General features: G+C 64.5%; 25 protein-coding genes and 1 other RNA gene. 11 read left to right on the forward strand and 15 right to left on the reverse strand.

Annotation, left to right across the window (positions count from 1 at the left end):
* Positions 1-290: 290 nt before the first annotated feature.
* Both ACCQ06_RS12740 and ACCQ06_RS12745 read left to right on the forward strand, forming a co-directional pair.
* Positions 291-366: non-coding RNA, sX9 sRNA (locus tag ACCQ06_RS12740), on the forward strand.
* 390 nt (positions 367-756) lie between these two features.
* Positions 757-1,296 carry a hypothetical protein gene (locus ACCQ06_RS12745; RefSeq protein ID WP_316686081.1) on the forward strand — a complete coding sequence of 180 codons (540 nt, stop codon included), beginning with the start codon at positions 757-759 and terminating at the stop codon, positions 1,294-1,296.
* Positions 1,297-1,365: 69 nt separating this feature from the next.
* Here ACCQ06_RS12745 and ACCQ06_RS12750 read toward each other — a convergent pair whose 3' ends face one another.
* The 13 genes from ACCQ06_RS12750 to ACCQ06_RS12810 all read right to left on the reverse strand — a co-directional run bounded on the left by ACCQ06_RS12750 (position 1,366) and on the right by ACCQ06_RS12810 (position 13,794).
* Positions 1,366-2,610, reverse strand: coding sequence for a glutamate-5-semialdehyde dehydrogenase (locus ACCQ06_RS12750; protein ID WP_316686084.1), 1,245 nt, complete (start codon positions 2,608-2,610; stop codon positions 1,366-1,368).
* A 130-nt stretch (positions 2,611-2,740) separates the two neighbouring features.
* Positions 2,741-3,895 carry a glutamate 5-kinase gene (proB, locus tag ACCQ06_RS12755; RefSeq protein WP_316686086.1) on the reverse strand — a complete coding sequence of 385 codons (1,155 nt, stop codon included), beginning with the start codon at positions 3,893-3,895 and terminating at the stop codon, positions 2,741-2,743.
* A gap of 13 nt (positions 3,896-3,908) precedes the next feature.
* Positions 3,909-4,169 (reverse strand): YciI family protein, encoded by a 261-nt coding sequence (locus ACCQ06_RS12760; protein ID WP_055852082.1) that lies wholly within the window; start codon positions 4,167-4,169, stop codon positions 3,909-3,911.
* Positions 4,169-4,531 carry a cupin domain-containing protein gene (locus tag ACCQ06_RS12765; RefSeq protein WP_316686091.1) on the reverse strand — a complete coding sequence of 121 codons (363 nt, stop codon included), beginning with the start codon at positions 4,529-4,531 and terminating at the stop codon, positions 4,169-4,171. Before ACCQ06_RS12765 ends, ACCQ06_RS12760 begins: the two co-directional genes overlap by 1 nt.
* Positions 4,531-5,826, reverse strand: a complete 1,296-nt coding sequence (locus ACCQ06_RS12770; RefSeq protein WP_316686093.1) for an argininosuccinate lyase — start codon at positions 5,824-5,826, stop codon at positions 4,531-4,533. Before ACCQ06_RS12770 ends, ACCQ06_RS12765 begins: the two co-directional genes overlap by 1 nt.
* Positions 5,827-5,936: 110 nt before the next feature.
* The gene (argC, locus tag ACCQ06_RS12775) at positions 5,937-6,890 is read right to left on the reverse strand and encodes an N-acetyl-gamma-glutamyl-phosphate reductase (protein ID WP_316686095.1); all 954 of its coding nucleotides are present in this window, start codon (positions 6,888-6,890) and stop codon (positions 5,937-5,939) included.
* Entirely contained in the window at positions 6,887-7,498 is a 612-nt protein-coding gene (locus tag ACCQ06_RS12780; RefSeq protein ID WP_316686097.1) for a GNAT family N-acetyltransferase, read from the reverse strand. Before ACCQ06_RS12780 ends, argC begins: the two co-directional genes overlap by 4 nt.
* 5 nt (positions 7,499-7,503) lie before the next feature.
* A complete protein-coding gene (locus ACCQ06_RS12785) occupies positions 7,504-8,847 on the reverse strand; it encodes an acetylglutamate kinase (RefSeq protein WP_228323863.1) in 1,344 nt (447 codons plus the stop codon).
* 49 nt (positions 8,848-8,896) lie between these two features.
* Positions 8,897-9,997 (reverse strand): acetylornithine deacetylase, encoded by a 1,101-nt coding sequence (locus ACCQ06_RS12790; protein ID WP_316686100.1) that lies wholly within the window; start codon positions 9,995-9,997, stop codon positions 8,897-8,899.
* 6 nt (positions 9,998-10,003) lie between these two features.
* Complete coding sequence (locus ACCQ06_RS12795; RefSeq protein WP_228323861.1) at positions 10,004-10,456, reverse strand: GNAT family N-acetyltransferase; 453 nt, start codon at positions 10,454-10,456, stop codon at positions 10,004-10,006.
* A gap of 194 nt (positions 10,457-10,650) precedes the next feature.
* Positions 10,651-11,892 (reverse strand): argininosuccinate synthase, encoded by a 1,242-nt coding sequence (locus tag ACCQ06_RS12800; protein WP_316686102.1) that lies wholly within the window; start codon positions 11,890-11,892, stop codon positions 10,651-10,653.
* Between the two features lie 63 nt (positions 11,893-11,955).
* Entirely contained in the window at positions 11,956-12,972 is a 1,017-nt protein-coding gene (locus tag ACCQ06_RS12805) for an N-acetylornithine carbamoyltransferase (RefSeq protein WP_316686105.1), read from the reverse strand.
* A 309-nt stretch (positions 12,973-13,281) separates the two neighbouring features.
* Positions 13,282-13,794, reverse strand: a complete 513-nt coding sequence (locus ACCQ06_RS12810) for a hypothetical protein (RefSeq protein ID WP_104614731.1) — start codon at positions 13,792-13,794, stop codon at positions 13,282-13,284.
* 156 nt (positions 13,795-13,950) lie between these two features.
* Between ACCQ06_RS12810 and cysS the strand changes: the two genes are divergently transcribed.
* The 3 genes from cysS to ACCQ06_RS12825 all read left to right on the forward strand — a co-directional run bounded on the left by cysS (position 13,951) and on the right by ACCQ06_RS12825 (position 17,366).
* Positions 13,951-15,366: a cysteine--tRNA ligase gene (gene cysS / locus ACCQ06_RS12815; RefSeq protein ID WP_228323859.1), complete on the forward strand. Its 1,416-nt coding sequence runs from the start codon at positions 13,951-13,953 to the stop codon at positions 15,364-15,366.
* Positions 15,367-15,675: 309 nt separating this feature from the next.
* Positions 15,676-16,113 (forward strand): SufE family protein, encoded by a 438-nt coding sequence (locus ACCQ06_RS12820; RefSeq protein ID WP_104614659.1) that lies wholly within the window; start codon positions 15,676-15,678, stop codon positions 16,111-16,113.
* A complete protein-coding gene (locus ACCQ06_RS12825; RefSeq protein ID WP_228323858.1) occupies positions 16,110-17,366 on the forward strand; it encodes an MFS transporter in 1,257 nt (418 codons plus the stop codon). Before ACCQ06_RS12820 ends, ACCQ06_RS12825 begins: the two co-directional genes overlap by 4 nt.
* A gap of 414 nt (positions 17,367-17,780) precedes the next feature.
* Here ACCQ06_RS12825 and dksA read toward each other — a convergent pair whose 3' ends face one another.
* Entirely contained in the window at positions 17,781-18,806 is a 1,026-nt protein-coding gene (gene dksA / locus ACCQ06_RS12830) for an RNA polymerase-binding protein DksA (protein WP_228323857.1), read from the reverse strand.
* An 84-nt stretch (positions 18,807-18,890) separates the two neighbouring features.
* Here dksA and yidD point away from each other — a divergent pair, with 84 nt between their 5' ends.
* From yidD to eutC, 6 genes are all read left to right on the forward strand, one after another.
* Positions 18,891-19,190, forward strand: coding sequence for a membrane protein insertion efficiency factor YidD (yidD, locus tag ACCQ06_RS12835; RefSeq protein WP_228323856.1), 300 nt, complete (start codon positions 18,891-18,893; stop codon positions 19,188-19,190).
* Positions 19,187-20,536 (forward strand): dihydroorotase, encoded by a 1,350-nt coding sequence (locus ACCQ06_RS12840; protein ID WP_316686114.1) that lies wholly within the window; start codon positions 19,187-19,189, stop codon positions 20,534-20,536. The genes yidD and ACCQ06_RS12840 overlap by 4 nt, the downstream gene beginning before the upstream one ends.
* Positions 20,536-21,375: a peptidoglycan DD-metalloendopeptidase family protein gene (locus tag ACCQ06_RS12845; RefSeq protein WP_316686116.1), complete on the forward strand. Its 840-nt coding sequence runs from the start codon at positions 20,536-20,538 to the stop codon at positions 21,373-21,375. The genes ACCQ06_RS12840 and ACCQ06_RS12845 overlap by 1 nt, the downstream gene beginning before the upstream one ends.
* A 610-nt stretch (positions 21,376-21,985) precedes the next feature.
* Positions 21,986-23,350, forward strand: coding sequence for an ethanolamine permease (gene eat, locus ACCQ06_RS12850; RefSeq protein WP_316686118.1), 1,365 nt, complete (start codon positions 21,986-21,988; stop codon positions 23,348-23,350).
* Complete coding sequence (locus ACCQ06_RS12855) at positions 23,347-24,759, forward strand: ethanolamine ammonia-lyase subunit EutB (RefSeq protein WP_316686120.1); 1,413 nt, start codon at positions 23,347-23,349, stop codon at positions 24,757-24,759. Before eat ends, ACCQ06_RS12855 begins: the two co-directional genes overlap by 4 nt.
* Positions 24,756-25,577 carry an ethanolamine ammonia-lyase subunit EutC gene (eutC, locus tag ACCQ06_RS12860; RefSeq protein ID WP_228323851.1) on the forward strand — a complete coding sequence of 274 codons (822 nt, stop codon included), beginning with the start codon at positions 24,756-24,758 and terminating at the stop codon, positions 25,575-25,577. The genes ACCQ06_RS12855 and eutC overlap by 4 nt, the downstream gene beginning before the upstream one ends.
* Positions 25,578-25,727: 150 nt before the next feature.
* Here the strand turns inward: eutC and ACCQ06_RS12865 are convergent, their stop codons facing one another.
* Positions 25,728-26,084, reverse strand: coding sequence for a DUF3471 domain-containing protein (locus ACCQ06_RS12865; RefSeq protein WP_228323850.1), 357 nt, complete (start codon positions 26,082-26,084; stop codon positions 25,728-25,730).
* Between the last annotated feature and the right edge of the window lie 216 nt (positions 26,085-26,300).

A 26,300-nucleotide genomic window follows, 5' to 3' on the forward strand; every position in this document is an offset into this window, starting at 1 on the left:
CCGGAACGTGCTGGGTAATCGTCGACTGTAGGCAGGTGGCGGGCTGCCGGGGGAGTGTCAAAGGTCGTGGTGGGCGGGTTGGGACCACCGAGACCGGCAGCAGGCGACGCCTGGCATGCGAACCACCAAAGTCCAGTATCGCTCAGCTCGGAAGCGCAGTGGACCTAGTAAGAACAGTGGCCAGCCCATCACCCTCGCCAGATCGCAGGCGATCAGAGTCAACAATTGAGAGCAACTAACAAAACTACTGTGCTCACCGCCAGGCGGGCGCGGCCGGTGCTCGGTGCGGCATGTACCACGCGTACACTCCGGTTCCTCCGCGCCGCCCACGCCCACCTGACGACTGCTCGCTGCGTTTTGTTAGCCGCTCCAAGTAGCGAAATGTTCCATCGGTCGCAGATTGCGTGCTGGATGCCATGCTGATGTCGACGATTCGCACACAAGTCAATCGCTTCGCGCTTCCATTTTTAGAAGAGGATGTTCGCGCACATCATGAAGTGGACTTCAACAATCAGGTGCTCATCCATGGGTATTTGCGGTTCCGTCGATCGTGTCAATTCGGGAAGACTCACATATACCGAAAGCTCTCCGGCCCAGCAGCTGCCAGCGGGCAGCACTGTGCAGCACGTCAACAGCTACGACCAAACAACGGGCGTGTTGGCAGGACTGAGCAACGTGAGTCATAGCAGGAGTGCGGGTAGATCGTCTTCACAACAGCCTCCACTCTCGCCGAGCCTCAATGCTGTCAGAGACGTCATGCGCTCCATCAGGGCCGAGTACTACAAAGCGCCCCGCTTGAAATCGAGCAACAAAAAGAGAAACGCTGGCTTCGAGGAGGCCTTTCGAATCCACAACGCGACCTCAGAGATCGCCCGGATGCGACAGCAGGTGGAAGACCTGGAAGAGGACGTGGTGTCGGCGGCCATGGATGGCAACGCGCACAACTGCGGTGAACTGGCTACCCTGGCTGTCCACTATTTGCAGCAAGATTATAACCTGATCGCACGCCTTGCCTTCTTCGGCGGACAAGCCCACGCCACTGCGATCGTCGGCCCAGTGCCACGCGCAGGCACCTTGCCTCCGGACATGACAGATTGGAACGCGGACATCTATGTGTGCGACCCCTGGTGCAATATCGCCTGCAGTGCAAACGACTATCCCGCCCAATTCAAAGAAAAGATGGAAAAGTGGGACCGCGCCGGAAAGCAGGTGTGGCTGTCAGGAACTGGCTTCGTTTCCCCCACAAGCGATGAATGGATGAGCACGGTGCTTGGAGGAGAAAAGACGGCCACATGATCGAGGCGATGTCGGCCAGTGGCGCTGCCATGAACAGCGCCACACGACTAACCGGCAACGGACGCCACGTCAGTGCCGCACCTGGCCCTCTCCACGCACCACAAAGCGCTCCACGGTGAGCGCTTCCAGGCCCATCGGGCCATACGCGTGCAGACGCGTGGTCGAGATGCCGATCTCCGCGCCCAGGCCAAGCTCGCCACCATCGGAGAAGCGCGAAGAGGCGTTGACCATCACCACCGCCGAGCGTAGCGCGTGCATGAAACGCTCGGCGTTTGCGGCGTCTTCGGTGGCAATCACTTCGGTGTGGTCCGAGCCGTATTGGCGGATATGCGCCAGCGCGGTGTCCAGATCCGGCACCACGCGGATCGCCAGGATCAGATCGAGAAATTCGGCGGCGTAGTCCTCGTCGCTGGCCGCCGCGATATCGGGCAGCAATGCACGCGTTGCCGCATCGCCCCGCAGCTCCACATGGCGTTCGCGCAGCGCTTGCGCAGCAACCGGCAGAAAACGCTCGGCGATGTCTGCATGTACCAGCAAGGTCTCCAGCGAATTGCAGGCCGACGGTCGGCTGGCCTTGCCATCGACCAACAGACGCACGGCCAGGTCCACGTCGGCTGAGGCATCCACAAACAGATGGCACACGCCCTTGTAATGCTTGATCACCGGCACGCGCGCGTGTTCGGCGACAAAACGGATCAGGCCCTCGCCGCCGCGCGGAATCGCCAGGTCGATGATGTCGCTGAGCTGCAGCAACTCCAGCATAGTCTCGCGGCGCAGATCCTCGACCAGCGTCAACGCGGCCTCGGGCACATTGGCCTCGCGCAATGCTCTCTGCAGTGCGCGCGCAATCGCGGTGTTGGAGTGAATCGCCTCCGAGCCACCACGCAAAATCACACCGTTGCCGGCCTTGATGCACAACGCCGCAGCGTCGGCGGTGACGTTGGGGCGGGCCTCGTAGATCATCGCGATCACCCCCAGCGGCACACGAACCTTTTGCACGCGGATGCCATTGGGGCGCGTGTCGTCGCGCGTGATCTGACCGACCGGGTCCGGCAACTGCGCCACCTCGCGCAATGCCGCCGCGATGCCGGCCAGGCGCGTGTCGTCCAGCGCCAGCCGATCGAGCATGGCACTGGCCGTTCCCTTCGCACGCGCCGCCTCAAGATCGCGCGCGTTGGCAGCCAGGATCAATGCGGCATCGGCTTCCAGCGCCGCAGCCATCGCTTCAAGCAAGGACTGCTTTGCGTCGGCAGAGAGTTGCGACAGTACCTGCGCGGCATCGCGGCATTGCAGGGCGAGCGTTTTGATGGTCATTTGGGGGCCGGGAGTGGGGATTCGGGAATGGTAAAAGCACGCGATATCACTTTACTGCGACGGAATCGGCGCCGGGAGAAGTTCGGTGACAAGCGTTTGCGATTCCCCATTCCCGATTCTCCATTCCCCGCTACAAAAGCACCAAATCGTCGCGATGCACCACGTTCTCGCCATAGCTGTAACCGAGTACGCCATCGATCTCGCGCGAGTGGCGGCGCGCAATCCGGCGGATATCCAGCGCCGAATACTGGCTGACGCCGCGCGCCAGACACCGCTCGCCATCGGCATCGCGCAGACGGATCTCCACCATGTCGCCGCGACGGAAGTCGCCTTCGGCACCGGCCACGCCGCCCGGCAACAGCGAGGCGCCCTTGTCGCTGAGCGCGGTTGCAGCGCCCGCATCGATCAGGATGGCGCCCGCCTCCACCGGTGCATGACGCAGCCAGTATTTGCGTGCCGCGATGCGCGTGCGTGCGGCGTGGATGCGCGTACCGCACAGGCGATCCTGCGCCAGCCCGCGTACCACCTCGCTGCTGCGTCCATTGAACAGATAGGTTTCGATGCCGGCCGCGCCGGCCTTTGCGGCGGCTTCGAGCTTGGTGCGCATGCCGCCGGTGCCCACGCTGCTGCCGCTGCCGCCAGCCATCGCCATCACCTGTGGGGTGAGCTCGGGAACATCGTCGAGCGGCCGCGCCAGCGGGTTGCTGCGCGGGTCGGCGCTGTACAGGCCGTCGATGTCGGTGGCGATGAACAACGCATCGGCATCGACCAGCGCGGCGACGATTGCAGCCAGATTGTCGTTGTCGCCCAGCTTGAGCTCGTCCACCGACACGGTGTCGTTTTCGTTGATCACCGGCAGCGCGCCCAGCCGCAGCAACTCGCCCAGGGTGGCGCGTGCATTGAGATAACGACGACGGTTGCGCAGGTCGTCGTGCGTGAGCAGCACCTGCGCGACCGGCCGTTCGAAAAAGCGTTGCCACAGCGCAATCAACTGCGCCTGACCCAGCGCAGCCAGCGCCTGTCGCGCTGCGATCGGCGCGCCGATCTCGGCAGCCTTCGGCAAGATTGCGCGGCCTGCGGCCACCGCGCCCGACGACACGATCACCAGTTCACGCCCGGCCGCCAGATTGGCCGAGACGAACTGCGCCAAGCCCAGCGCGAAGCGCGGCGACAGGCCACCGCCATCGGCGGCAAGCAGGCTGCTGCCGACCTTGAGCACCGCGCGCCGCCACGGCGGCAGCGGCTGCTCGGTAAAGGGCGATGACGTGCCGGCGGGCGTACTCATGGGGGCAAGGTACTCAGAACGTGTTCCATTCGTAGACGGTCAGTGTGGACGCATCGCGCAGCACCAGGGGGTCGCGCGCGACGATCCGCTTGGCCTCCTCCAGACTGTCGACGTTGACCAGCACATACGCCCCGCCGGAGCGATCGCTGAAGCCACCGGTCAACTCCAGTTGCCCGGCGGCGCGCAGTTCCTCCAGAAACGCCAGATGCGGCTCCACCACATCGGCGGGAAACGTGGCATTGCGGATCGCCAACACCAGATAGCGCGTCTTCATCAGCCTGCATCCTTGATGCGTGCGGCCGCTGACGTGCGTTCGCGGCCATGCGGTGCGGAAATCACCAAAAAGCGCGCTTCCACGTCCGAGAGATTTTGCATCTGATGGGTAGACCCCGGCGGCACATGCAGGCCCTGCCCCACGCGCAGCACATGTTGCGCACCGTCCAGCTGCAGCATCACTTCACCAGCCACGACGTAGAAAAAATGCCGTGCGCGACTATGCCGATGGCGCAACTCTGCGGCGCCTGGCGGCATGCGTTCTTCGAGCACGCTCAAGCTGGGGTCGCGCAACAGATGCCAGCCTTCGCAGGCCTCGCCCCACGGGTAATGCTCGGCCGTGTCGGTGCTGATCATGGCCATCAGCGCAGCGCCTGCCAACGCGCGCGCAACACATCCAGTTGCAGATCGGCTGCGGCACCAGGCGAGACGCGCGCGGCCAGGCTGCCTTCCGGCGTGCGTCCCTGTCCTGCGGTCTCGGATGCTTCCGCGGCAGCCTTGTAGGCATCGCGAAACGGCACGCCGGCCACGGCCGCTTCCACCGCCACGTCCGTGGCGTACATGCCCGAGTCTATCGCCGCATGCAGTTTGTCCGGGCGCCACTCCAGATTGGCAAGCAACGCAGGCAGCAATTCCAACGCGGCCAGGCCACGGCCGAAGCCGTGCACGATGGCGCCCTTGCTGCTCTGCAGATCGCGGTGGTAGCCGGAGGGCAGCGACAGCAGTTGTTCGATCTCGGTGCGTGCGGCTGCCACGCTGGCATGGGTAGCGCGCATCAGTTCGATCACGTCCGGGTTGCGCTTGTTGGGCATGATCGAGCTGCCGGTGGTGTACTGCGCCGGCAGCGCGACAAAGGCGAATTCGCCGCTGGTGAACAGCGACAGATCCCAGGCGATACGCCGCAGGTCCAGCGTAGCGCTACCCAGTGCTTCGAGTGCGGCCAGCTCGTATTTGCCGCGCGACAGCTGCGCGTAGATCGGCGAGACCTGCAGACGTGCAAAGCCGAGCTCGGCAGTGGTATGCGCGCGGTCCAGCGGCAGATTGACGCCGTACCCGGCGGCGGTGCCGAGCGGGTTGCTGTCCACCAGGCGCAGGGTATCGGTCGCGCGCACGGCGTTATCGATAAACGCCTCTGCCCAGCCCGCCCACCACATGCCCGCCGACGACACCACCGCACGCTGGATATGCGTGTAGCCCGGCACCGGCAATGCCGCTTCGGCCTGCGCGCGATCCAGCGCCACCTTGGCGATCTCGCCGCTGAGCTCGGCCACGCGCTGCAGTTTGTCCTTCAACCATAGCCGCGTGGCGACCAGAATCTGATCGTTGCGACTGCGCCCGGTGTGGATCTTGCGCCCGGCATCGCCCAGACGCTCGGTCAAGCGCGCTTCGATCGCCGAGTGGCAATCTTCGTATTGCGCATCAAGCACGAACGCACCGCTGCGGAAATCGTCCGCCAGCAGATCGAGTTGTTCGCTCAAGCCGCCTAGCTCCTGCAACGACAGGATGCCGATGTGCTGCAGCCCCTGCGCATGCGCCTTGCTGGCTGCGATGTCGTGCAGGAAGAATTCGCGATCCAGGATCACGTCGTCGCCGGCCAGAAACGTCTGGATTTTGGCGTCCACCGCAACACCGGGCTTTTGCCACAACAGATTAGTCATTTGGGTCCTTTTTGCGGGACCGGGGACCGGGGACTGGGGACCCGGAAAAGCTAAGAGCGTTTGCCCTTGCTCTTCCCGGGTCCCCGGTCCCTGGTCCCTGGTCCCGAGAATCACATCGAAATTGCGGTCAACTCGTCCCAGCCCAATGCCAGGTTGAGATTCTGCATGGCCTGGGTCGCCGCGCCCTTGAGCAGGTTGTCCAGGGTCGCCACCACCACCACGCGCTTGTTGCCGGGCGCCAGGGTGATGCCGCCAATCTGCACGCCGTGTTTGCCGGCGATGCGGCTCACCCACGGCGCCTCGTCGACAAGCTCGATCAGCGGCTCGCCCGCGTAACGCTGTGCATAGCGCGCCTGGATCTGCTCGCGCGTCAGCGGCTGCTGCAGCCACAGGTTGACGGTCATGGTGATGCCGCGGAAATGCGGCGCCACGTGCGGCATGAACTCCACCGGCACGCCGAGCTGCGCCGACACTTCGCGCTCGTGCATGTGGTTGGTCAGCGCATACGGCATCAGATTGTCGGCGAGCAGCTCGGGGTTGTTCTTGTCCGATGGTGTCGTCCCTGCGCCGGAATAACCGGACACACCAAAGCATTGCGGCGGACCGGCCAGCTGGTCCAGCAACGGGGTGATCGCCAGCTGCATTGCAGTGGCATAGCAGCCGGGGTTGCTGATGCGGCGCTGCCCCGCATACTTGCCACGGGTGAGTTCCGGCAAGCCGTAATACCACGCCGGGTCGAAGCGATAGTCTGCCGACAGATCGATCAGCAGCGTCTGCGGCAGGCGCGCATCGATTGCGGCAACAAACGGCTCGGCCTTGCCGTTGGGCAGTGCCAGGATCACCACATCGGCGCCCTTGGCGGCCACCGCGTCGGCATCCAGGCTCTCGAAGCGCAGATCGCCGCGATAGCCGTCGTTATGGTCGGCCACGGCCTGCCCCGCCAGTTCGCGCGAGGACACGAACACCAGCTGCAGATGCGGATGCGCCACGACCAGCTTGATCAGTTCCGAACCGGTATGCCCGCGGGCGCCAACGATGCCGATGGTTGTTGTTTGAACACTCATGCGTTTGCTTCCAGGCGGAACTGCAGGTGGCGTTTCACCCCGGCCCATTCCGTATCGATGATGGAGAACACCACGGTATCGCGCGGCGTACCGTCGGCGTGGCGGGTGTGATTGCGCAGGACGCCGTCCTGCTTTGCGCCCAGCCGCGCGATCGCCGCGCGCGAGGTGTGATTGAACCAGCTGGTTTCGAACACCACGCTCAGGCAGCCCAGCGTTTCGAAGGCGTACTGCAGCAGCATCAGCTTCGCTTCGGTATTGACGCCGCTGCGTTGCACACGCGGTGCGTACCAGGTGTAGCCGATCGACAGCCGCGGCACGGCGGCATCCAGCGCGTAATAGCGCGTGCAGCCGACGATGTCACCTGCCGCATCGCGCACCACCAACGGCAACGCCGTGCCATCGGCGCGGGCTGCCATTGCCGCCGCGATGTAGACATCGACCTGGGCCGGTGCCGGCACGCCGGTGTACCACAAGCGCGACAACGCGCCGTCGCCCAGCGCCGCACGCAGGCCATCGGCATGGGCAGGCTGCAGCGGCTCCAGGGTAGCGTGCTGCCCGCGCAAGATGGGCATCTCGCTCCAAGTCGGTGGCAAGGCGGCGGGTGTCATTGCGCTCAGCCCAGCAAGGTCGGCTGACGCGTCGCGCAGTGCGCCACACAGTGCTGGATCTGTTCGAAATTCTCCAGCCCGTACCAGAACACCTTCCACTTTTCCTGCTTGATGCAGCCGTCGGATTCGGCGTAGTAGAAGATGTTGACCTGGTTGTTGTGACGCGAGCGCCAGAACAGCTGCGGGGTTTCTTCGCGCATCACATTCCATACCGCACGGCCCAGGCCTTCGCCTTGCGCATCGTCGAGCACGGCGAACTTGTCCAGGTAGGTCAGCCGGCCTGCACCGAACTGACCTTCGTCGGTGAGAATCACCGCGGCACGATAGTTCTCGCTGACGTAGGCGCGCAGCAGCGTGGTGTTGGCGAAGTAATCCGGCACCAGGGTGCGGCCGAAGCTGGATTCGATCAGCGACGTCAACCGCGGCAGATCCAGCTCATCCCACGAAGTCGCGCGCAGCACGCGCTCGCCCCGCCGCACCAGCGTGCCCGAGCCCTTATGGGTAAACAGTTCCTTGGCCAGGTCTGCAGGCCGGGTGATCGACACCGACGATTCCAGCGGCAGGCGATCGAGCAGGTCCTTGATCTGTTCGATCTTCACGCGCATGCCGCCATTGATCCACGGCTGCTGCATCAGGTGATCGTATTCGGTGGACAGGTTGATCGAATCGATCAGCTTGCCATCGGCATCCAGCAGCCCGCCGGTGCCGGTGAGGAAGATGATCTTGTACGGCTGCAGTTCCTGCACCAGTTCGTTGGCGGCAAAATCCGCATTGACGTTGAGGATCTGCCCGCTCGGGGTTTCGCCCAGGCTGGTGATCACCGGGATCGAACCGGCCTGCAGGCTGGCCTCGATCGGCGCCAGATTCACCGCCTTGACCTCACCGACCAGGCCGTAGGTGTCGCGGTCCAGATACTCCGCCTCGAATACGCCGCCGGTGATCGATGTCGCACGCGCACCGTTCTGCTGCAGCGCTTCCACCAGCTTCAGATTGGACGCCTGGAACACCTTGCGCACGATCGCCAGCGCTTGCGGCGAGGTCACCCGCAAGCCGTTGACGGTCTGCTTTTCGATGCCCGCCGCAGACAGCTCCGCATCCAGCTGCGGGCCGGCGCCATGCAGCACGATCGGCGTCAAGCCCACTTCCTGCAGGAACGACAACGACGACGTCAGCGCGTCCAGGTCGTCGCGCAGCACTGCGCCGCCCACCTTGACCACCGCAAAGCGCTTGGCGTCCAGCTGCGAAAAACGCTTGAGGTACTGGCTGATTTCCTTGGCGCTGGCCATGCTCGAAAGCAGGCGCACGATGGTCTGGCGGGTCTGTTTGTGGGGCTGTGCGGAGAGGGACATTGCCGTGATCGAAAGAGGAGAAGGATGCGCCAGGCGCAGGAATCGGGCGTCAGTGCGCGCCGTTGATGATGCGGTGAACCGATGCGGCGTAACGCTGCAACTGCTCCAGCGTCACGAATTCGTCGGCGGTGTGCGCCTGGGCGATGTCGCCCGGCCCGTAGACCAGCGCGGTGTAGCCGCCAGCCGAAAACAGCGAGGCTTCGGTCCAGAAGTCCACCGCGTTGCCGATCGGCAGGTCCAGCGCATCGGCCACATCGCGCGCGGCCAGGCGGCGTTCTTCTGCACGCGCGATGTCGCCCGACGGCAAACTGGGGCCACGAAAGGTTTCTTCGAAGTGCGCTGCCGCAGGATCGGCAAAGCCGGCAAAAGTGGTCAGCAAGCCGTCCACGTCCATCGACGGCAACGGACGAAAGCCGAAGCGCAGCTCGGCCGCCGGCGCGATCATGTTGGCCTTGATGCCGCCGTCGACGCGGCCGATATTGAAGCGCAAGCCGGTCAAACCGCCGAAGCGCGCATGCGCCAACGACTCGACATGATCCAGCGCCTTGCCGCCCCACCGCATCGCCTGGTGCAAGGCGCTTGCGGATGGATCCTGCTTGCCCGACGCATGCCCGGCACGGCCGGCAAAGCGCATCAACACCGAACTGATGCCGCGATGCGCCAGCACCGCCTCGCTCATGGTCGGCTCGGCGACCAGCACCGCCTCGTAGGGCAACCCACGCGCCAGAAATGCAGCGATGCAACGCGGGTCGTTGGCCTCTTCGTCGGAAGAAAACAGGAACGCCGCATCGCCATCGCCGGCATTGGCCGCGGCCACCAGCGCCGCCGCCGCGCCCTTGATGTCGCACACACCCAAACCGATCACCCGGTCCTCGGTGCGCCGCATCGCATGCGGGTCGGCGCTCCAATGCGGCGAATCCGGCACCGTATCCAGATGCACGTTGAACAGATACGTTGGCGTACCGCGCACAGCGTACAGGCTCACTGCACCGGCGCCGTGGTCGATCACCTCGACCTGGAAGCCGGGCAGCTGCGCGCGCAGGTAATCGAAGATGCCGCCCTCGGCAGCGATCGCCCGCGGCGGGTTACGGGTATCGAAGGACACCAGCGTTTCCAGGTGTTCGAGGGTGGATTGGAGCAGGTCGGTCATGGTGGGTCAGGCAGCCGGGGGACTGGTGCGGTAGAGGTCGTGATGGGCGATTTCCATCAGCGACTGCGGATGAGTCGGCGCAGCGAAGCCGTACTGGGCGTACAGCGCATGCGCGTCGGAGGTGGCGAGCATGAAGCGGCGCAGGCCCTGCAGCTGCGGGTGGGCCATGATCGCTGCCACCAACTGCTTGCTGTAGCCGCGGCTGCGGTAGGCGTCGAGCACGAACACGTCGGCCAGATAGGCGAAGGTCGCGCCGTCGGTGATCGCCCGTGCGAACGCGACCTGCCCTGCGCCCTCGACATAGCCGCCGACGCACAGCGAACCGGCGATCGCCCGCTGCACCGTGTCCAGCGGGATACCCAGGCACCAATAGGCCTGCTCGCTGAGGAAGCGATGGATCAAGGGCAGATCCAGTTCCTGCTTGTCGGTGCTGATGCGCAGTGCGGTCATGGGTTCCATTGCGACAACGACTTCTCCCAGCGGGAAAAGGTGCCCCGAAGCGAGCGGATGAGAGTACGGGCGAAGCCCGGTGAAATCGGATGTTGCAAGGGCGGATGAGCAGACGAACGAGGCTTCGTGCAATCGAACATTGCTGAGCTTCGCACGTCCCTTCACCCCAATCCCTCTCCTGGCAGGAGAGGGGCGTTGGATCTTCAGCGATTCACTTGCGCATACAACGTGGAGCTCATGCCGAACAGCTTGATGAAGCCTTCCGCCTCTTCCACGCCCCAATCGGCCGACTGCGCGTAGGTCGCGCCCTTGGTGTTGAGCAAGTGCGGCGAACGCACCGCCACCGCATCGACGCGGCCGCCGCGGGTTTCCAGCGTCACTTCGCCGTTGACCTTGGACTGCGAGGACTTCAAAAACGCCTCGATATCGGTCTTGAGCGGGTCGTGATAGAAGCCTTCGTACACCAGCTCCACCCACTTGCGCGCCACGTCCGGCTTGAAGCGGTTCTGCTGCTTGGTCAGCACCGCATCTTCCAGCGCACGGTGCGCGGTGAGCAGCGAAATCAGGCCCGGCGCTTCGAACACGATGCGGCCCTTCAAGCCGATCACGGTGTCGCCGGTGTACACGCCACGGCCCACGCCGTACTGCGCGAACAAGGTGTTGAGCTTGGCCAGGATCTTGGCGCCCGGCAGCGGCTTGCCGTCCAGTTCCACCGCTTCGCCTTCGACGAACTTCAAGGTCACCGTCAATGCTTCGGTCGGCCACGCACTGCGCGGCGCGCACCAGCCGCGTGCCCCCTCGCCCGGCGCTTCCCAACGGTCGATCTCGCCGCCGGACATGGTCAGGCCCAGCAGGTTCTCGTTAATGGTGTAAGCCTGCTGCTTGGCACGCACGCCGAAGCCACGCGCTTCCAGATACTTCTGCTCATAGGCGCGGGTCTGGGTGTGTTCTTTCTGGATTTCGCGGATCGGCGCGACGATCTGGTAATCGCCCAACGCCTTCACTGCCAGGTCGAAACGCACCTGGTCGTTGCCCATGCCGGTGCAGCCGTGCGCGATGACGCGCGTGCCCAGCTCTTCGGCGCGCTTGAGCGCGGCATCGACGATCAGGTAACGGTCCGACACCAGCAACGGATACTGGCCCTGGTAGCCCTCGCCCGCCCACACGAACGGCTTGACGAAGCCTTCCCAGATCGCCGGGCCACCATCGACGGTGACATGGCTGGCTGCACCGAGCTCGGCGGCGCGCTTCTCGATGAAATCACGCTCGTCGGCATCCACACCGCCGGTATCGGCAAACACCGTGTGCACCGCATAGCCGCGCTCTTGCAGATACGGGATGCAGAAGCTGGTGTCCAGACCACCGGAGAACGCCAGGACGATGTCCTTGGTGCCGGGACCGGGGACCGGGGACCGGGGACCCGGGGAAGCATTGGATTGCGACATTAGAAAACTCCTGTGGCGATTGATTGGAACTGAAAATAAAGTGCGATCGCACCAGCGACGCTGTTACGGGTCCCGGCCGATCAGGGCAGCCATGATCGCCTTCTGCACATGCAGGCGGTTTTCCGCCTCGTCGATGGCGATGCAGTTGGGCGAATCCATCACCGCGTCGGTGGCCTTGACGTTGCGACGCAGCGGAAGGCAGTGCGAGAACACGCCGTTGTTGGTCAGCGCCATCTTGGCTTCGTCGACGATGAAGTGCTGGTACTGGTCGCGGATCGGCTTTTCCGGCTCCCAGTTGCCGAAGAACGGTAGCGCGCCCCAGCTCTTGGCATAGACGACATCGGCGCCGCTGTAGGCGCTTGCGATGTCGTGGCTCACCTGCAGCGAGCCGCCGCTTTCGGCAACGTTCTGCGCTGCCCAGTCCATGTAACGCTGATCCAGGATGTAGTCCGGCGTCGGGCACAGCAGGGTCACGTCCATGCCCATGCGCGTGGCAATCGTCAACGCGGAATTGGCCACCGCGGTGTTGAGCGGCTTGGGGTGATAGGTCCAGGTCAGCACGTACTTCTTGCCGCGCAGATCCTGCGTGCCGAAGTGTTCCTGCAATGCCATCGCGTGCGCCAGTTCCTGGCACGGGTGGGTGATGGTCTCCATGTTGATCACCGGCACCGGCGAATACTTGGCAAAACTCTTCAGCACCTGATCTTCGCGGTCCTTGGACCAGTCGACGAACTTGGGAAACGCGCGCACGCCGATCAGATCGACATAGCGGCCCAGCACACGCGCCACTTCGGCGATGTGCTCTTCGGTATCGCCATCCATCACCGTGCCCAGGTTGAACTCGATCGGCCACGCATCCTTGCCCGGCTGCAACACCACCGCATGCCCGCCCAGCTGGAACGCACCCAGCTCGAAGCTGGTGCGGGTGCGCATGGACGGGTTGAAAAACACCAGCGCGATCGACTTGCCCTTCAGCTCGCTTCCCAGCTTGTTGCGTTTGAACAACGCGGCCTGGGTCAACAGCGCGTCCAGTTCGGCGCGGCTCCAGTCCTGGGTGTTCAAGAAGTGCTTCAGTGACATCGATCGATCCTTTGCTGCGTGCTTCTGCTGCGTGGTCCGCCAGGAGCGACGGGGTGCGCGACATGCGCGTTTCTTGCGGTTGAAACTTTTGTGACGCCAAAACGAAAAAACCCAGCCGGTGGGCTGGGTCTTCAGAACGGACAGCAAAACGCCCCGGTTACCCAGCGAAAATGTGGGATTCCGGTCGGCGGGCACGCGAGGTCATGCCGGAGGCCATCCGGGCGGCGCTGGTGTCGTGCTGAAAGGGGATTGCTTGCATAGGGCGCGAATCCTCGCATGCATGCGGGCACGGCGCAACCGCCATGCGCCTCAGCGCGGCGGCGCGACGATGGCGTCGGGAATGTATGGGGTCACCGACACCCGGATGCGCAGCCGGTTGCCCGGATCTTCCGGCAGCCGCGAGCGGTACTTGGTGCCCTTGTAGACGTAGTCCACGTCGAAGGCGATCGGGCGCCGGAACTCGCGCGGCACTTCCACCACTTTGCAGTTACGGCGCGTACTGGTCGGCGGCACTGCCGCCGGCGTGGCCAGCTCGGGTCGCCGCGAGAACATCTCCTTGACCGAATCCACCATGCGGTTGATGCGGCCCTCGTCCTCGATCGCCGCAACCGGCACCGGCGTCGCCTGTTCGGCCTCGCACTGCTCTTCGATACGCGTGGCGCGCAGGGTCTGATAGACCGGCTCGACATTGAGCACCTGCGCGTAGTCCAGCTTGACGTTTTCGATGACGACGACCCGGTTTTTGGCATCGGGCTCTGCCGCATGTGCCGGCAGTGCCTGCCAGGCCAACACACACAGCGTGGGGAACAGAAGAAGTCGCATCAGGACCGAAGTGGCGAAGCCAGGCAATACGTAAGTGTATGGAGCTTGCGATCTCCTGGGCTGAACGCAGCCCATCCGGTCGCCGGTGTCGGCGTGGCGGTTCGCCATCCTGCCGCAAGGGGCTAGAATCGTGCGGTTACCCTTTTTCAGATGCCGATGAGCCTGCGCCTGCACAACAACCTGACGCGGCGGGTCGAACCGTTCGCGCCGCTCGATCCGTCCTGCCCCACGCTGTATGTGTGCGGCCCCACCGTCTACAACTACGCGCATATCGGCAACGCCCGCGGCCCGGTGGTGTTCGACGTGCTTGCCGCGCTGTTGCGCCGCCGTTATGGCGCGCTGCGCTACGCACGCAACATCACCGACGTGGACGACAAGATCAATGCCGCCGCGCAGGCGCAGGGCGTCCCGATCTCCACCATCACCGACCGCTTCGCGGCGATCTATCGCCAGGACATGGCCGCGCTCGGCGTGGTGCCGCCGGACATCGAACCGGAAGCCACCGCGCATATCCCGCAGATCGTGGCGATGATCGAGCAGCTGATCGCCAACGGCCATGCCTATGCCGCCGAAGGCCACGTGTTGTTTGCGGTGGCCAGTTTCGACGGCTACGGCAAGCTGTCGCGTCGCGACCCCGATGAAATGCTGGCCGGTGCACGCGTGGACGTGGCGCCGTACAAGCGCGACCCCGGCGACTTCGTGTTGTGGAAGCCGTCCACCGACGACCTGCCCGGCTGGGAGTCGCCGTGGGGCCGCGGCCGCCCCGGCTGGCATATCGAATGCTCGGCGATGGCCGCCGCGCACCTGGGCCCGACCATCGACATCCATGCCGGTGGCGTGGACCTGCAGTTTCCGCATCACGAAAACGAAATCGCCCAAAGCGAGTGCGCGCATGGCGGCGCCACCTTCGCCCGCTTCTGGCTGCACAACGGCATGCTCAACTTCAGCGGCGCCAAGATGAGCAAGTCGCTGGGCAACATCGAGACCGTGCACGACCTGATCGCAAAACACCCGCCGGAAGCACTGCGTCTTGCGTTGCTGAGCGCGCATTACCGGCAGCCGCTGGATTGGTCGGATGCGCTGATCGACGATCAGGTCAAGCGGCTCGACGGCTTGTACGGGACCTTGCGCAGCCTGAAAGCGATCGAGGCGGAGCCAGCGATTCCCGAGCAGATAGAAGACGCGCTCAATGACGATCTCAATACGCCGCTGGCGCTGGCGGTGCTGGCAAAGCTTGCCAAGGATGCGAACCGGGCGCTGCTCGAGCTTGCACCGGCCGGCGGCTCAATCGACGGGCTCAGCCCAGAGAATCTTGCAGCATTGCAACGCGCCAAGGCCGAGCTGCTGGGTGCCGGAATGGCACTGGGCTTGTTGCAGCAAGACCCGGCCGCCTGGTTCTCGCGCGGCACCGATGCCGGCGACGATGCACGCATCACCGCCCTGGTCGAAGAACGCAGCACGGCGAAGAAAGCCAAGGATTTTGCCCGTGCCGACGCTATTCGCAAGCAACTCGCCGACGAAGGCATCGTGCTGGAAGACACCCCGCAAGGCGTGCGCTGGAAGCGCAGCTGACCTCTTGCCTGCGTCCGTCAGATTTCTTCTCCCGCGCGCGGGAGAAGGTGCCCCGAAGGGGCGGATGAGGGTGCAGGCGAAGCCGCGTGTACCGCTTTTTTGAGGGCTGGACGAAGTCCGCATCGAATTCCAGCGAGGCTTCGCCCGTACCCTCACCCCAACCCCCGCTCCGCGCCCCGGCCCGCGCTGGCGGCGCGGGCGCTCCAAGGCACGCGCGCCAATGGCGCGCAAACCGCGCCTTCTCGCCCCGGTGGGAGAGGGGCTTTGACCGAACGACCCTGAATTTTTGCGAATGATTCTGGAATTTTGATGACCACCACCCCCTTCCCGCTTGAACCCACTGCCGTCGAAGCGCAGGCCGCCATTGCCGACGAGTTCTCCTTCTTCGGCGACTGGTCCGAGCGCTACCAGTACCTGATCGATCTGGGCCGCAAGCTGCCCACCTTCCCCGAGCAGTGGAAGACCGAAGAACACCGCTTGCACGGGTGTCAGTCGATGGTGTGGATCGTGCCGGAAGGCAATGCCGAGCGGCTGGACTTCCATGCCGTCAGCGATTCGGCCATCGTGTCCGGGCTGATCTATCTGGCGTTGCGCGTGTATTCCGGGCGTAGCGCCCAGGAAATCCTGGCCACCGAACCGGACTACATCGCCGGCATTGGCCTGGCCAAACATCTGTCGCCGACGCGCAGCAACGGCGTGGCCGCCATGCTGGCTTTCATCCGTGAAACGGCGCGCGCGCAACAGTGAACACACCGACGCCGACGCCCTCGCCCACCGACTCGCTGCGCACGCTGTTCGCCCATCCGGGCTTCGGCCTGGTGTTGCTGTACCGCGTCGCGGCGATGCTGTCGTACCAGATCGTGGCGGTCACGGTCGGTTGGCACATCTATGAGATCACGCGCAATCCGCTGTCGCTCGGGCTGATCGGCCTTGCCGAAATCCTGCCGTTCTTCTGCATCGCGCCGTTTGCCGGCTACCTGGTCGACCATCTGCCACGCAGGCGCCTGGGCATGATCGCAGTGCTGGGGTTAGTCGCTACCGCGCTGCTGTTGATGGCAGTCGCGCAGGGCTGGCTGCCCATCCAAGGCGTGTGGCCGATCTACGCCGCCATCGCATTGACCGGCGCGGCGCGCTCGTTCCTGTCGCCGGTCTACAACGCCTTGTTCGCGCGTGCGCTGCCGCGCGAAGCGTTCGCACGCGGCGCCAGCATCGGCAGCGTCACCTTCCAGGCCGGTATGGTGATCGGCCCGGCACTGGGCGGCGTGCTGGTCGGCTGGGGCGGCAAGGGCCTGGCCTATGGCGTTGCCGCAGGCGTGGCGTTGGTGGCGATCCTGGCCCTGGCGCTGTTGCGCGTCAGCGAGCCGGTCAACGCCGGCCCGCGTGCGCCGATCTTCCGCAGCATCGCCGAAGGTGCGCAGTTCGTGCTCTCCAACCAGATCATGCTCGGCGCGATGGCGCTGGACATGTTTTCGGTCCTGCTGGGCGGCGCGGTGTCGATGTTGCCCGCCTTCATCCAGGAAATCCTGCATTACGGCCCCGAGGGACTGGGCATCTTGCGCGGTGCGCCGGCGCTGGGCTCGATTGTGGTCGGCGTGTGGCTGGCGCGGCACCCGCTGCAGCGCAATGCCGGCCGCATCCTGATGCTGTCGGTGGCGGGCTTCGGGCTGTGCACCATCGCCTTCGGCCTGTCGCGGCACTTCTGGCTGTCGGCGGCGATCCTGCTGGTCTACGGCATGTGCGACGGCGTGTCGGTGGTGGTGCGGCAGACCATTCTGCAGCTCGCTACGCCGGACGCGATGCGTGGCCGGGTGTCGTCGATCAACGGCATCTTCATCGGCTCGTCCAACGAACTGGGCGCGTTCTACGACGGCGTCATGGCGCGGCTGGTCGGGCTGGTGCCGGCGGTCGTCATCGGCGGCTGCGTCACGCTGGGCGTAGTGGCGACCACGGCCTGGAAAGCGCCGCGGTTGCGCAAGCTGGATTTACGCGATTTGCAATAAGCGCAGCCGACAAGACGACTGCGCTCACCGCAGGACGGGTGCAGTCGGTGCTCGGCGCGGTAGGTACAACGGGTGCATGTGGGTTCTGAGCGCGGCGGCCAAGTCCGCCTGATGACTGCTCGCTACTTGCTGCTAGCCGCTTCAAGCCAAGTCTGGTGAGGCACCGGCTGCAAATCGCGCCAGGTGTTGTCAAGCCGCTCCAGACCAAGCCTGGCGAGGTGCGGGTTGCAGATGCCGCCAGTGCCCTGCACCGCTCGCGCTTACTCGCGCCGCGACGGTCGATGCAACGGGATCCACCGGATTCCGCAACACACCGCATTGCAACCACGCATCACGACAACGGCCCGCAACAACCCGCCGCCCATACAAAAAACCCCGCACATGGCGGGGTTTTTTGCGAACGGCGGAAGACGATCAGTCGCCCTGCTGCTTCTGCAGATGCTCCCAACGCTCCTGGGCGTCGATGGTGCGCTCGGCAGTCAGACGCGCGTCCAGGCGGTCCAGGCCGATTTCTTCGCCGGTGTCCACGCAGTAGCCGTAGTCGCCGTCTTCCAGGCGCTTGAGCGTGCTGTCGATCTTGGAGATCAGCTTGCGTGCACGGTCGCGTGCGCGCAGTTCCAGCGAGTTTTCGGTCTCACGCGTGGCGCGTTCGGCTTCGTCGCCGATATCGCGGACTTCTTCGCGCAGGTTTTCGATGGTCTGCTTGGATTCCTCGACCATCTCGTTGCGCCAGCTCTGCAGACGCTGACGGAAGTATTCCTGCTGCAGCTTGCTCATGTACTCCTCGTCCGCCGAAGGCTTGTAGCCCTGCGGGAGGATCGGGCGACCGGTGGTCTCGTCGATCTTGTAGTCGACCACCTTGTACTTGGTCTTGGGCGTCGGGCTGGACGACTTTGCAGTCACGGCCACTGCCACCTTGCCGACCGGACGGGTCGCGGCGGGCTTGGCGGGGGCTTCGGTTTTGGTTGGCGTTTTTGCGGAAGATTTCGAAACGGGCACGGGATTCTTAAGTGACGGGGTCGCGGGCTTTGCCGGCTTCGCAGGGACGGCCTTGGGGGCCGGTGCGGGCGCGGGCTTCTCAGCCTTGACCGGGACTGACTTGGCCGGAACCGGCTTTGCAGCCGGTTTCGGTACGGACTTGGACGCCGCCGGCTTGGCAGCCGGTTTGGCGGCAGCAGAAGCTGCCTTGCTCGCCGCCGGCTTGGCAGCGGTCTTGGCGACAGGTTTCACGGGCTTGGTCGCTGCGGTCTTGGAGGCCGGCGCCGGCTTGGCAACGGTCTTGGTCGCAGCTGCCTTCTTGGCAACCGGTTGCGCAGGAGCCGGAGTCGCCTTCTTGGCGGCCGGTTTTGCAGCAGCAGGCGCCGCTACCTTCTTCGCAGCGGGTTTGGCGGACTTCTTGGCGGCCTCGACGGCCTTTTTTGCAGGTTTTTTAGCAGCCACGAAACGCTCATCCTTGGTTCCCCCGGGGCCCGGGAAAGCGGGCCTTTATAACGTACCCCACGGACCCCCGGCAACCACCTATTAATGCAAGTGGCATATGATTGGCAAGTGATCGGACGCCTGCTCATCGCGCTGTTGCGCTTCTACAAGCTGTTCATCAGCCCGCTGCTCGGGCCGCGCTGCCGTTTTGCGCCCAGTTGCTCGGAGTATGCGATGACCGCCATCGGCCGCTTCGGCCCGCTACGCGGGAGCTGGCTGGCCGCGTGCCGGCTCGGCCGCTGTCATCCCTTCCATCCGGGCGGCTTCGATCCGGTGCCCGACGCATCCGCGTCCGCCGCCCCTTCCCCCTCTTCTTCCTGCAGTTGCAAAGGACCTCATCCATGAGCCGAACCGTCATCATCAACGCCCGCCTGGTCAACGAAGGCAAGGAGTTCGACGCCGATCTCCTGATCGAGGGCGGCCGCATCGCCAAGATCGACAGCAAGATCACGCCCGCCGCCAGCGACACCGTGGTGGACGCGGCCGGGCGCTGGGTGCTGCCGGGCATGATCGACGACCAGGTGCACTTCCGCGAGCCGGGCCTGACCCACAAGGGCGACATCGCCAGCGAATCCGGCGCGGCCGTGGCTGGCGGCCTGACCAGCTTCATGGACATGCCCAACACCAACCCACCCACGCTGAACGCGGCCGCGCTGCAGTCCAAGTACGATGCCGCCGCCGGGCGCGCCTGGGCCAACTACGGCTTCTACATGGGCGCCAGCAACGACAACCTGGCCGCGATCCAGTCGCTGGACCCCAAGACCGCGCCGGGCATCAAGGTGTTCATGGGCGCCTCCACCGGCAACATGCTGGTCGACAACCCGCAGACGCTGGACGCGATCTTCCGCGACGCGCCGACGCCGATCATCACCCATTGCGAAGACACTCCGACCATCGACGCGACGATGGCGAAGTACAAGGAAAAGTACGGCGATGCGCTGACCCCGGACATGCACCCGGACATCCGCTCGCGGCAGGCCTGCCTGAAGTCCTCGCAGCTGGCCGTGTCGCTGGCGCGCAAGCACAACACCCGTCTGCACGTGCTGCATATCTCCACCGCCGACGAGCTGGGGCTGTTCGAAGCCGGCCCGCTGGTGGACGCCGACGGCAAACTGCGCAAGCGCATCACCGCCGAGACCTGCATCCACTTTTTGCGCTTCGACCGCAGCGATTACGCACGGCTGGGCAACCTGATCAAGTGCAACCCCGCGATCAAGGACGCCGACGACCGCCTGGCCCTGATTCAAGCGCTGGCCGAAGACGTCATCGACGTGCTCGCCACCGACCACGCCCCGCATACCTGGGAAGAGAAGCAGAAGCCCTACGCGCAGGCGCCGTCCGGCTTGCCGCTGGTGCAGTACGCACTGGTCGCCGCGCTGGAGCTGGTGCATGAAGGCAAGCTGCCGATCACCCGTATCGTGCAGAAGTTCGCGCACGCGCCGGCGCAGTTGTTCGATGTGGAAGAGCGCGGCTTCCTGCGCGAAGGCTATTTTGCCGATCTGGTGATGATCGACAACACCCCGTTCACCGTGAAGCGCGAGCAGGTGCTGTCCAAATGCGGCTGGTCGCCGTTCGAGGGCACTACGTTCCGCTCGCGCATTGCCGCAACCTGGGTCAACGGGCAGCAGGTGTGGGACGGCGAGCAGTTGGTCGGCAGTGCCGCTGGCCAGCGCCTGACCTTCGACCGCTGATGCGCGCAGCACTGGTTGGTGCATGGCTGGCGTTGGCGCCGGCCATGCTGAGTGCGGGTGCAGTGCAGGCGCAGGCCACAAGCGAAGCTGGCGTAGTGTTCCCGGCCAACGCCTCGCAAGGGGCGATGGTGATCGGCAAGGTGCCTGCCGGCAGCACCGTGCAATATGCGGGGCGCACCTTGCGCGTCAGTGGCTACGGCAGTGTGGTGTTCGGCATCGGCCGCGACGCGACCGGCCCGCTGCAGGTGCACATCACCTTGCCAGATGGCACCCAGCGCAGCAGCAGCATCGCAGTGACGCCCCGCGATTGGCCCACCGAACGCGTCAACGGCGTGCCGCCCAAGACCGTGAACCCGCCTGCGGCCATTGCCGAGCGCATCAAGCGCGAGCAGGCGCAGGTCACCGCCGCGCGCGATCGCGACGATGCACGCACGGATTTTGCGCAGTCCTTTATCTGGCCGGTGCAGGGCCGTATCAGTGGGCGCTTTGGCAATGCGCGCGTGTACAACGGCCAGCCCGGCGCCGGCCACTCTGGCATGGACATCGCCGTGCCGACCGGCACGCCGGTCAAGGCCCCGGCTGCGGGCGTGGTCACGTTTGCCGCGCCGGATCTGTATCTGACCGGTGGCACGGTGCTGCTCGATCATGGCTTCGGTATCAGCTCCAATTTCCTGCATCTGTCGCGGATCGACGTCAAAGTGGGTGACCGCGTGGAACAAGGCCAGGTGATTGCTGCAGTGGGAGCGACCGGGCGTGCGACCGGGCCGCATCTGCATTGGGGGATGAATTGGTTCGATGTGCGTATCGATCCACTACTGGTGCTTGAGCGCGGGAAGTAATTCCAGGTGGGCGGCTTTTCCCTTCTCGCCTCGGGAAAAGGTGCGCGTAGCGCCGGATGAGGGTGCGGCGGCGGCTGGTTAACTGAGTAACCGTATACCCTCACCCCAACCCTCTCCCGCAGGGAGAGGGACTTTCAGCGATTGCAGCCACCCAGCGGCCTGTCGGCGATTCCACCCACTTGTCGATTGATCGGATGGCCTTGCTGCGCATGCGAGGCTATGCGGCATTAAAAGCGTGAGCCGATGACACGCCAGTACCACTGCGCGAGCACAGGGCAGACATGCTGAACTCGCAGACCAAACCAGACCAGACCAGACCAGGAACCGGGAGCGGGCTTGTCTCTGCGGAACCGCAGGTCACCATCGCGGTGGTCGGCAAGTACGTCGATCACCAGGAGGCATCGGGAAAGTTAATAAAGATTGGAGCGCCACCACGTTCTGACACACCTACCCGTTGCGCTTGTGTCCGTCGCCAGGCTTTGGGGTATAACCGGGACAGCGTCGATCCTTGCCGATGACAGCGGCGGATCGGCCAGCGACGGTCACTCCGCGCTGGCGATCACGCCCTTGCAACCGACGTGCTTGGTCTCCCCTCCCCCGACTGCAGGAGATGTGCGACATGCGCAACGAGCAACTCAAGCCCACCCTCGGCACCTGGCAGCTGTGGGGCATTGCGGTGGGTCTGGTGATCTCCGGCGAATACTTCGGTTGGAGTTACGGCTGGGGCACCGCCGGCACGCTGGGATTTCTGGTCACCACCGTGTTGGTCGCTGTGATGTACACCTGCTTCATCTTCAGCTTTACCGAGCTGACCACGGCCATTCCAAACGCAGGCGGGCCATTCGCCTACAGCCTGCGCGCGTTCGGCACCTATGGCGGGATGCTGGCGGGTCTGGCCACGTTGATCGAATTCGTGTTCGCGCCACCGGCCATCGCGATGGCGATCGGTGCGTATCTGAATGTGCAGTTCCCCACGCTGGACCCGCGCATCGCCGCCATCGGCGCGTATGTGATCTTCATGAGCTTGAACATTGTCGGCGTGGCGATTGCGGCGGCCTTCGAGCTGATCGTCACCTTGCTGGCAGTGATCGAACTGTTGGTGTTCATGGGCGTGGTGGCACCGGGTTTCAGCGTGGCGCGCTTCGCCGCCAATGGTTGGGCCGGCAGCGACGTGTTCGGCCCGGCGGCCATCTCCGGCATCTTTGCGGCAATTCCGTTTGCGATCTGGTTTTTTCTGGCGATCGAAGGCGCAGCGATGGCGGCCGAGGAAGCCAAGGACCCCAAGCGCACGATCCCGCGTGCCTACATCGCCGGCATTCTCACCTTGGTGGTGTTGGCGCTGGGCGTGATGGTGTTTGCCGGCGGCGTGGGCGACTGGCGCCAGCTGTCCAACATCAACGACCCGCTGCCGCAGGCGATGAAGGCCGTGGTCGGCACTAGTTCGACCTGGTTGCACATGCTGGTGTGGATCGGTTTGTTCGGGCTGGTGGCGAGCTTCCACGGCATCATCCTGGGTTATTCGCGGCAATTTTTCGCGCTGGCGCGTGCCGGCTTTTTGCCGAACGGGCTGGCCAAGTTGTCGCGCTTTCGCACGCCGCATCGCGCGATCCTGGCCGGCGGCGCGATCGGCATTGCCGCAATCTGCAGCGACAGCGTGGTGAAGATTCAGGGCATGTCGCTGACGGCGGCAATGATCACCATGTCGGTGTTCGGCGCCATCGTGATGTATGTCATGAGCATGCTCAGTTTGTTCAAGCTGCGACGCTCTGAACCTGGGCTGGAGCGCAGCTTCCGCGCACCCGGGTATCCGGTGGTGCCGGCGATTGCGCTGTTGCTCGCGTTGGTCTGTCTGGTGGCGATGGTGTGGTTCAACCCGATCGTGGCGTTGATCTTTGTCGGCCTGCTGCTGTTTGGCGCGCTGTGTTGCGTGCTGAGCCTGCGCAGCCAGACGTCAACCGTGGCCGGCGGCAGATGAGCGGCTTTACGTTTACGGCCGGCGGCGAGCGGTTCCGGTTTGCCGATCTCAAAACGTTGCTGGCCAAGGCGACGCCGGCACGTTCGGGCGATCAACTGGCCGGGCTTGCGGCCGATTCCGAGCTGCAGCGCGTCGCGGCGCAGATGGCGCTGGCAGACCTGCCGTTGCGGCATTTCCTCGATGAAGCCGTGGTGCCATATGACACCGATGAAGTCACCCGGCTGATCGTCGACCAGCACGACGCGCATGCATTCGCTGCAGTGGCGCACCTCACCGTCGGCGGGTTTCGCGATTGGTTGCTGAGCGCGCAGGCCGATGAAGCCGCACTGGCCGCGCTGGCCCCCGGCCTGACCCCGGAAATGGTGGCCGCGGTGTCCAAATTGATGCGCGTGCAGGACCTGATCCTGGTCGCGCAAAAGATCCGCGTGGTCACGCGCTTTCGTAATACCTTGGGGCTGCGTGGGCGGCTATCCACCCGCCTGCAACCCAATCATCCCACCGACGATGCCACCGGCATTGCCGCCAGCGTGCTCGACGGGCTGTTGTACGGCAATGGCGATGCGGTGATCGGCATCAATCCGGCAAGCGATAGCCTGGCGGCCACCACCGCGCTGTTGCGCATGCTCGATGCGGTGATCACCGGCTACCAGATCCCCACGCAGTCGTGCGTGCTGGCGCATATCACCACCACCATCGAGGCCATCAATCGCGGCGTACCGGTGGATCTGGTGTTCCAGTCCATCGCAGGCACGGAGGCTGCGAATGCCAGCTTCGGCATCAACCTGGCGGTACTGCAGGAGGGCTACGAGGCGGGGCTGTCCTTGCGGCGCGGCAGCGTCGGCGACAACGTGATGTATTTCGAAACCGGCCAGGGCAGCGCGCTGTCGGCCAACGCACATCATGGCGTGGATCAACAGACCTGCGAAGTACGCGCCTACGCGGTGGCACGACAGTTCAAGCCGCTGCTGGTGAACACCGTGGTCGGCTTCATCGGCCCGGAGTATCTCTACGACGGCAAGCAGATCATTCGTGCGGGGCTGGAGGATCATTTCTGCGGCAAATTGCTCGGCGTGCCGATGGGCTGCGATATCTGCTACACCAACCATGCCGAAGCCGACCAGGACGATATGGATATGTTGCTGACTCTGCTCGGCACCGCCGGCATCAACTTCATCATGGGGATTCCCGGCTCGGACGATGTGATGCTGAATTACCAGACAACCTCATTCCACGATGCGTTGTATGCGCGTCAGGCACTTGGCCTGCGTGCAGCGCCCGAGTTCGAGCAATGGCTGGAACAACAAGGCATCTTGCGGCTACAGCAGGATGGGCGGTTTGCATTGGGTAGCGAGGTGCCCGCGGCGTTTCGCCGTGCGCTGCAGCACTTCCCCAGTGGGTCGCCGCAATGAGCGACCCGACGACACCCCCGCACGATGCCTGGGCGCAACTGCGTCGGCTCACCCCTGCGCGCATCGCACTCGGGCGGGTCGGCACCAGTCTGCCCACTGCCGCGCATCTGGATTTCCAGCTCGCGCATGCGCAGGCGCGCGATGCGGTGCATCTGGCATTCGACCCGGCACCATTGCAGGCCGCACTGGAACAACGTGGGCGCAGCAGCATTCTGTTGCACAGCGCTGCGCTGGACCGGCATGCCTATCTGCAACGCCCGGATCTGGGCCGCCGGCTGGCCGACGACGCTGCCACGCACCTGCGCGGGCTCACCGCTGTGCATGGCGGCGGGCATGATGTCGCGGTGGTGGTTGCCGACGGGCTCTCGGCGCTGGCCGTGCATCGGCATGCGGCGCACATGCTCGAACAGATCGATGCCTTGGCCGCGCATGAAGCCTGGTCGTTAGCGCCGGTCGTGTTGGTTGCACAAGGGCGCGTCGCGATTGGCGACGAGGTCGGCGAGCTGCTCAAGGCACGCGTGGTGATCGTCTTGATCGGCGAACGGCCGGGCCTGAGTTCGCCCGACAGTCTCGGTCTGTATCTCACCTACACGCCACGCGTCGGCTTGACCGATGCCGCACGCAATTGCATCTCCAATATCCGTGCAGAAGGACTGAGTTACGCCGACGCCACGCACAAGCTGGCGTATCTGTTGCGCGAAGCGTTCCGCCGTCAGTTGTCCGGTGTGCAACTCAAGGATGAGGCGGAGCAAGCGGCATTGCCGTCGGCGGCGCCTGCCGATGCGGTGCCGCGCACGTTCCTGTTACCGGATGCATAACGCTTTGGCCGATGGATCGGAGAGGAGTCGTCAACAAGGCGACTCATCAACGACGAGTGCTTGCTAGCCCGCTTGCCGCCGCCTGCCAGATGCAACACGCGATCATTGCGGGCCGCTTAATGCGAGAGCGCGGCTGGCGCCTGCAGTCAACTATTTTTCGCGCAACGCCCGCTCACTGACGACGCCGTTTTCGTAAATGGCCAACGCGGCTGGATGCCCGTTATCGTCTATTTCGAAGTCGAAGCGGATATCGCGCTCGATCGCAAAGAAACGCGTGGTCGATTCGGGATAGAGCGTGGCCACGAAGCTGCCCGCAACCAGCTTCAGGTGGTTGCCATCGATGCTGACCACAATATTTCCGGCACGCTTCGCATGGTAACGGCCGGCATAGCGCGACAGGATCGCGGCCGGCAGCATTACGGTGACAGATGGAGGCACGTACGCCACGGGCGCATGCGCATAGCTAAGCACGCGATGCATGCGCCAGTGCCCGTCGTCGAGTTCCACACGGTGTTGAAATCGGCTTGCCCATCCAGGCGTTCTGGCTGATTGCGCTGCTGCACGTAGAAACGGTGGCGGCCCGACAAGATGGCATATCCACCCTTGAGTGGATGGAACGCCAGGCTTTCATCGATCAGCGCGCGTCGCAGTCGCGATGTCGGATCGGCGCAAGGTCCGTTACGCCCGGAAGTCACCATGCCGACCGGTCGCTCGCTTGGCCGA

This window comes from Xanthomonas sp. NCPPB 4467 (genome assembly GCF_041475665.2).
Taxonomy (GTDB): domain Bacteria; phylum Pseudomonadota; class Gammaproteobacteria; order Xanthomonadales; family Xanthomonadaceae; genus Xanthomonas; species Xanthomonas dyei.

What these genes read in the sequence shown, in the direction of transcription:
- ACCQ06_RS12745 (WP_316686081.1), top strand. Translation starts at nt 757, where the DNA reads ATGCGCTCCATCAGGGCCGAGTACTACAAAGCGCCCCGCTTGAAATCG.
- ACCQ06_RS12750 (WP_316686084.1), bottom strand. Translation starts at nt 2,610, where the DNA reads ATGACCATCAAAACGCTCGCCCTGCAATGCCGCGATGCCGCGCAGGTA.
- proB (WP_316686086.1), bottom strand. Translation starts at nt 3,895, where the DNA reads ATGAGTACGCCCGCCGGCACGTCATCGCCCTTTACCGAGCAGCCGCTG.
- ACCQ06_RS12760 (WP_055852082.1), bottom strand. Translation starts at nt 4,169, where the DNA reads ATGAAGACGCGCTATCTGGTGTTGGCGATCCGCAATGCCACGTTTCCC.
- ACCQ06_RS12765 (WP_316686091.1), bottom strand. Translation starts at nt 4,531, where the DNA reads ATGGCCATGATCAGCACCGACACGGCCGAGCATTACCCGTGGGGCGAG.
- ACCQ06_RS12770 (WP_316686093.1), bottom strand. Translation starts at nt 5,826, where the DNA reads ATGACTAATCTGTTGTGGCAAAAGCCCGGTGTTGCGGTGGACGCCAAA.
- argC (WP_316686095.1), bottom strand. Translation starts at nt 6,890, where the DNA reads ATGAGTGTTCAAACAACAACCATCGGCATCGTTGGCGCCCGCGGGCAT.
- ACCQ06_RS12780 (WP_316686097.1), bottom strand. Translation starts at nt 7,498, where the DNA reads ATGACACCCGCCGCCTTGCCACCGACTTGGAGCGAGATGCCCATCTTG.
- ACCQ06_RS12785 (WP_228323863.1), bottom strand. Translation starts at nt 8,847, where the DNA reads ATGTCCCTCTCCGCACAGCCCCACAAACAGACCCGCCAGACCATCGTG.
- ACCQ06_RS12790 (WP_316686100.1), bottom strand. Translation starts at nt 9,997, where the DNA reads ATGACCGACCTGCTCCAATCCACCCTCGAACACCTGGAAACGCTGGTG.
- ACCQ06_RS12795 (WP_228323861.1), bottom strand. Translation starts at nt 10,456, where the DNA reads ATGGAACCCATGACCGCACTGCGCATCAGCACCGACAAGCAGGAACTG.
- ACCQ06_RS12800 (WP_316686102.1), bottom strand. Translation starts at nt 11,892, where the DNA reads ATGTCGCAATCCAATGCTTCCCCGGGTCCCCGGTCCCCGGTCCCCGGT.
- ACCQ06_RS12805 (WP_316686105.1), bottom strand. Translation starts at nt 12,972, where the DNA reads ATGTCACTGAAGCACTTCTTGAACACCCAGGACTGGAGCCGCGCCGAA.
- ACCQ06_RS12810 (WP_104614731.1), bottom strand. Translation starts at nt 13,794, where the DNA reads ATGCGACTTCTTCTGTTCCCCACGCTGTGTGTGTTGGCCTGGCAGGCA.
- cysS (WP_228323859.1), top strand. Translation starts at nt 13,951, where the DNA reads ATGAGCCTGCGCCTGCACAACAACCTGACGCGGCGGGTCGAACCGTTC.
- ACCQ06_RS12820 (WP_104614659.1), top strand. Translation starts at nt 15,676, where the DNA reads ATGACCACCACCCCCTTCCCGCTTGAACCCACTGCCGTCGAAGCGCAG.
- yidD (WP_228323856.1), top strand. Translation starts at nt 18,891, where the DNA reads ATGCAAGTGGCATATGATTGGCAAGTGATCGGACGCCTGCTCATCGCG.
- ACCQ06_RS12840 (WP_316686114.1), top strand. Translation starts at nt 19,187, where the DNA reads ATGAGCCGAACCGTCATCATCAACGCCCGCCTGGTCAACGAAGGCAAG.
- ACCQ06_RS12845 (WP_316686116.1), top strand. Translation starts at nt 20,536, where the DNA reads ATGCGCGCAGCACTGGTTGGTGCATGGCTGGCGTTGGCGCCGGCCATG.
- eat (WP_316686118.1), top strand. Translation starts at nt 21,986, where the DNA reads ATGTGCGACATGCGCAACGAGCAACTCAAGCCCACCCTCGGCACCTGG.
- ACCQ06_RS12855 (WP_316686120.1), top strand. Translation starts at nt 23,347, where the DNA reads ATGAGCGGCTTTACGTTTACGGCCGGCGGCGAGCGGTTCCGGTTTGCC.
- eutC (WP_228323851.1), top strand. Translation starts at nt 24,756, where the DNA reads ATGAGCGACCCGACGACACCCCCGCACGATGCCTGGGCGCAACTGCGT.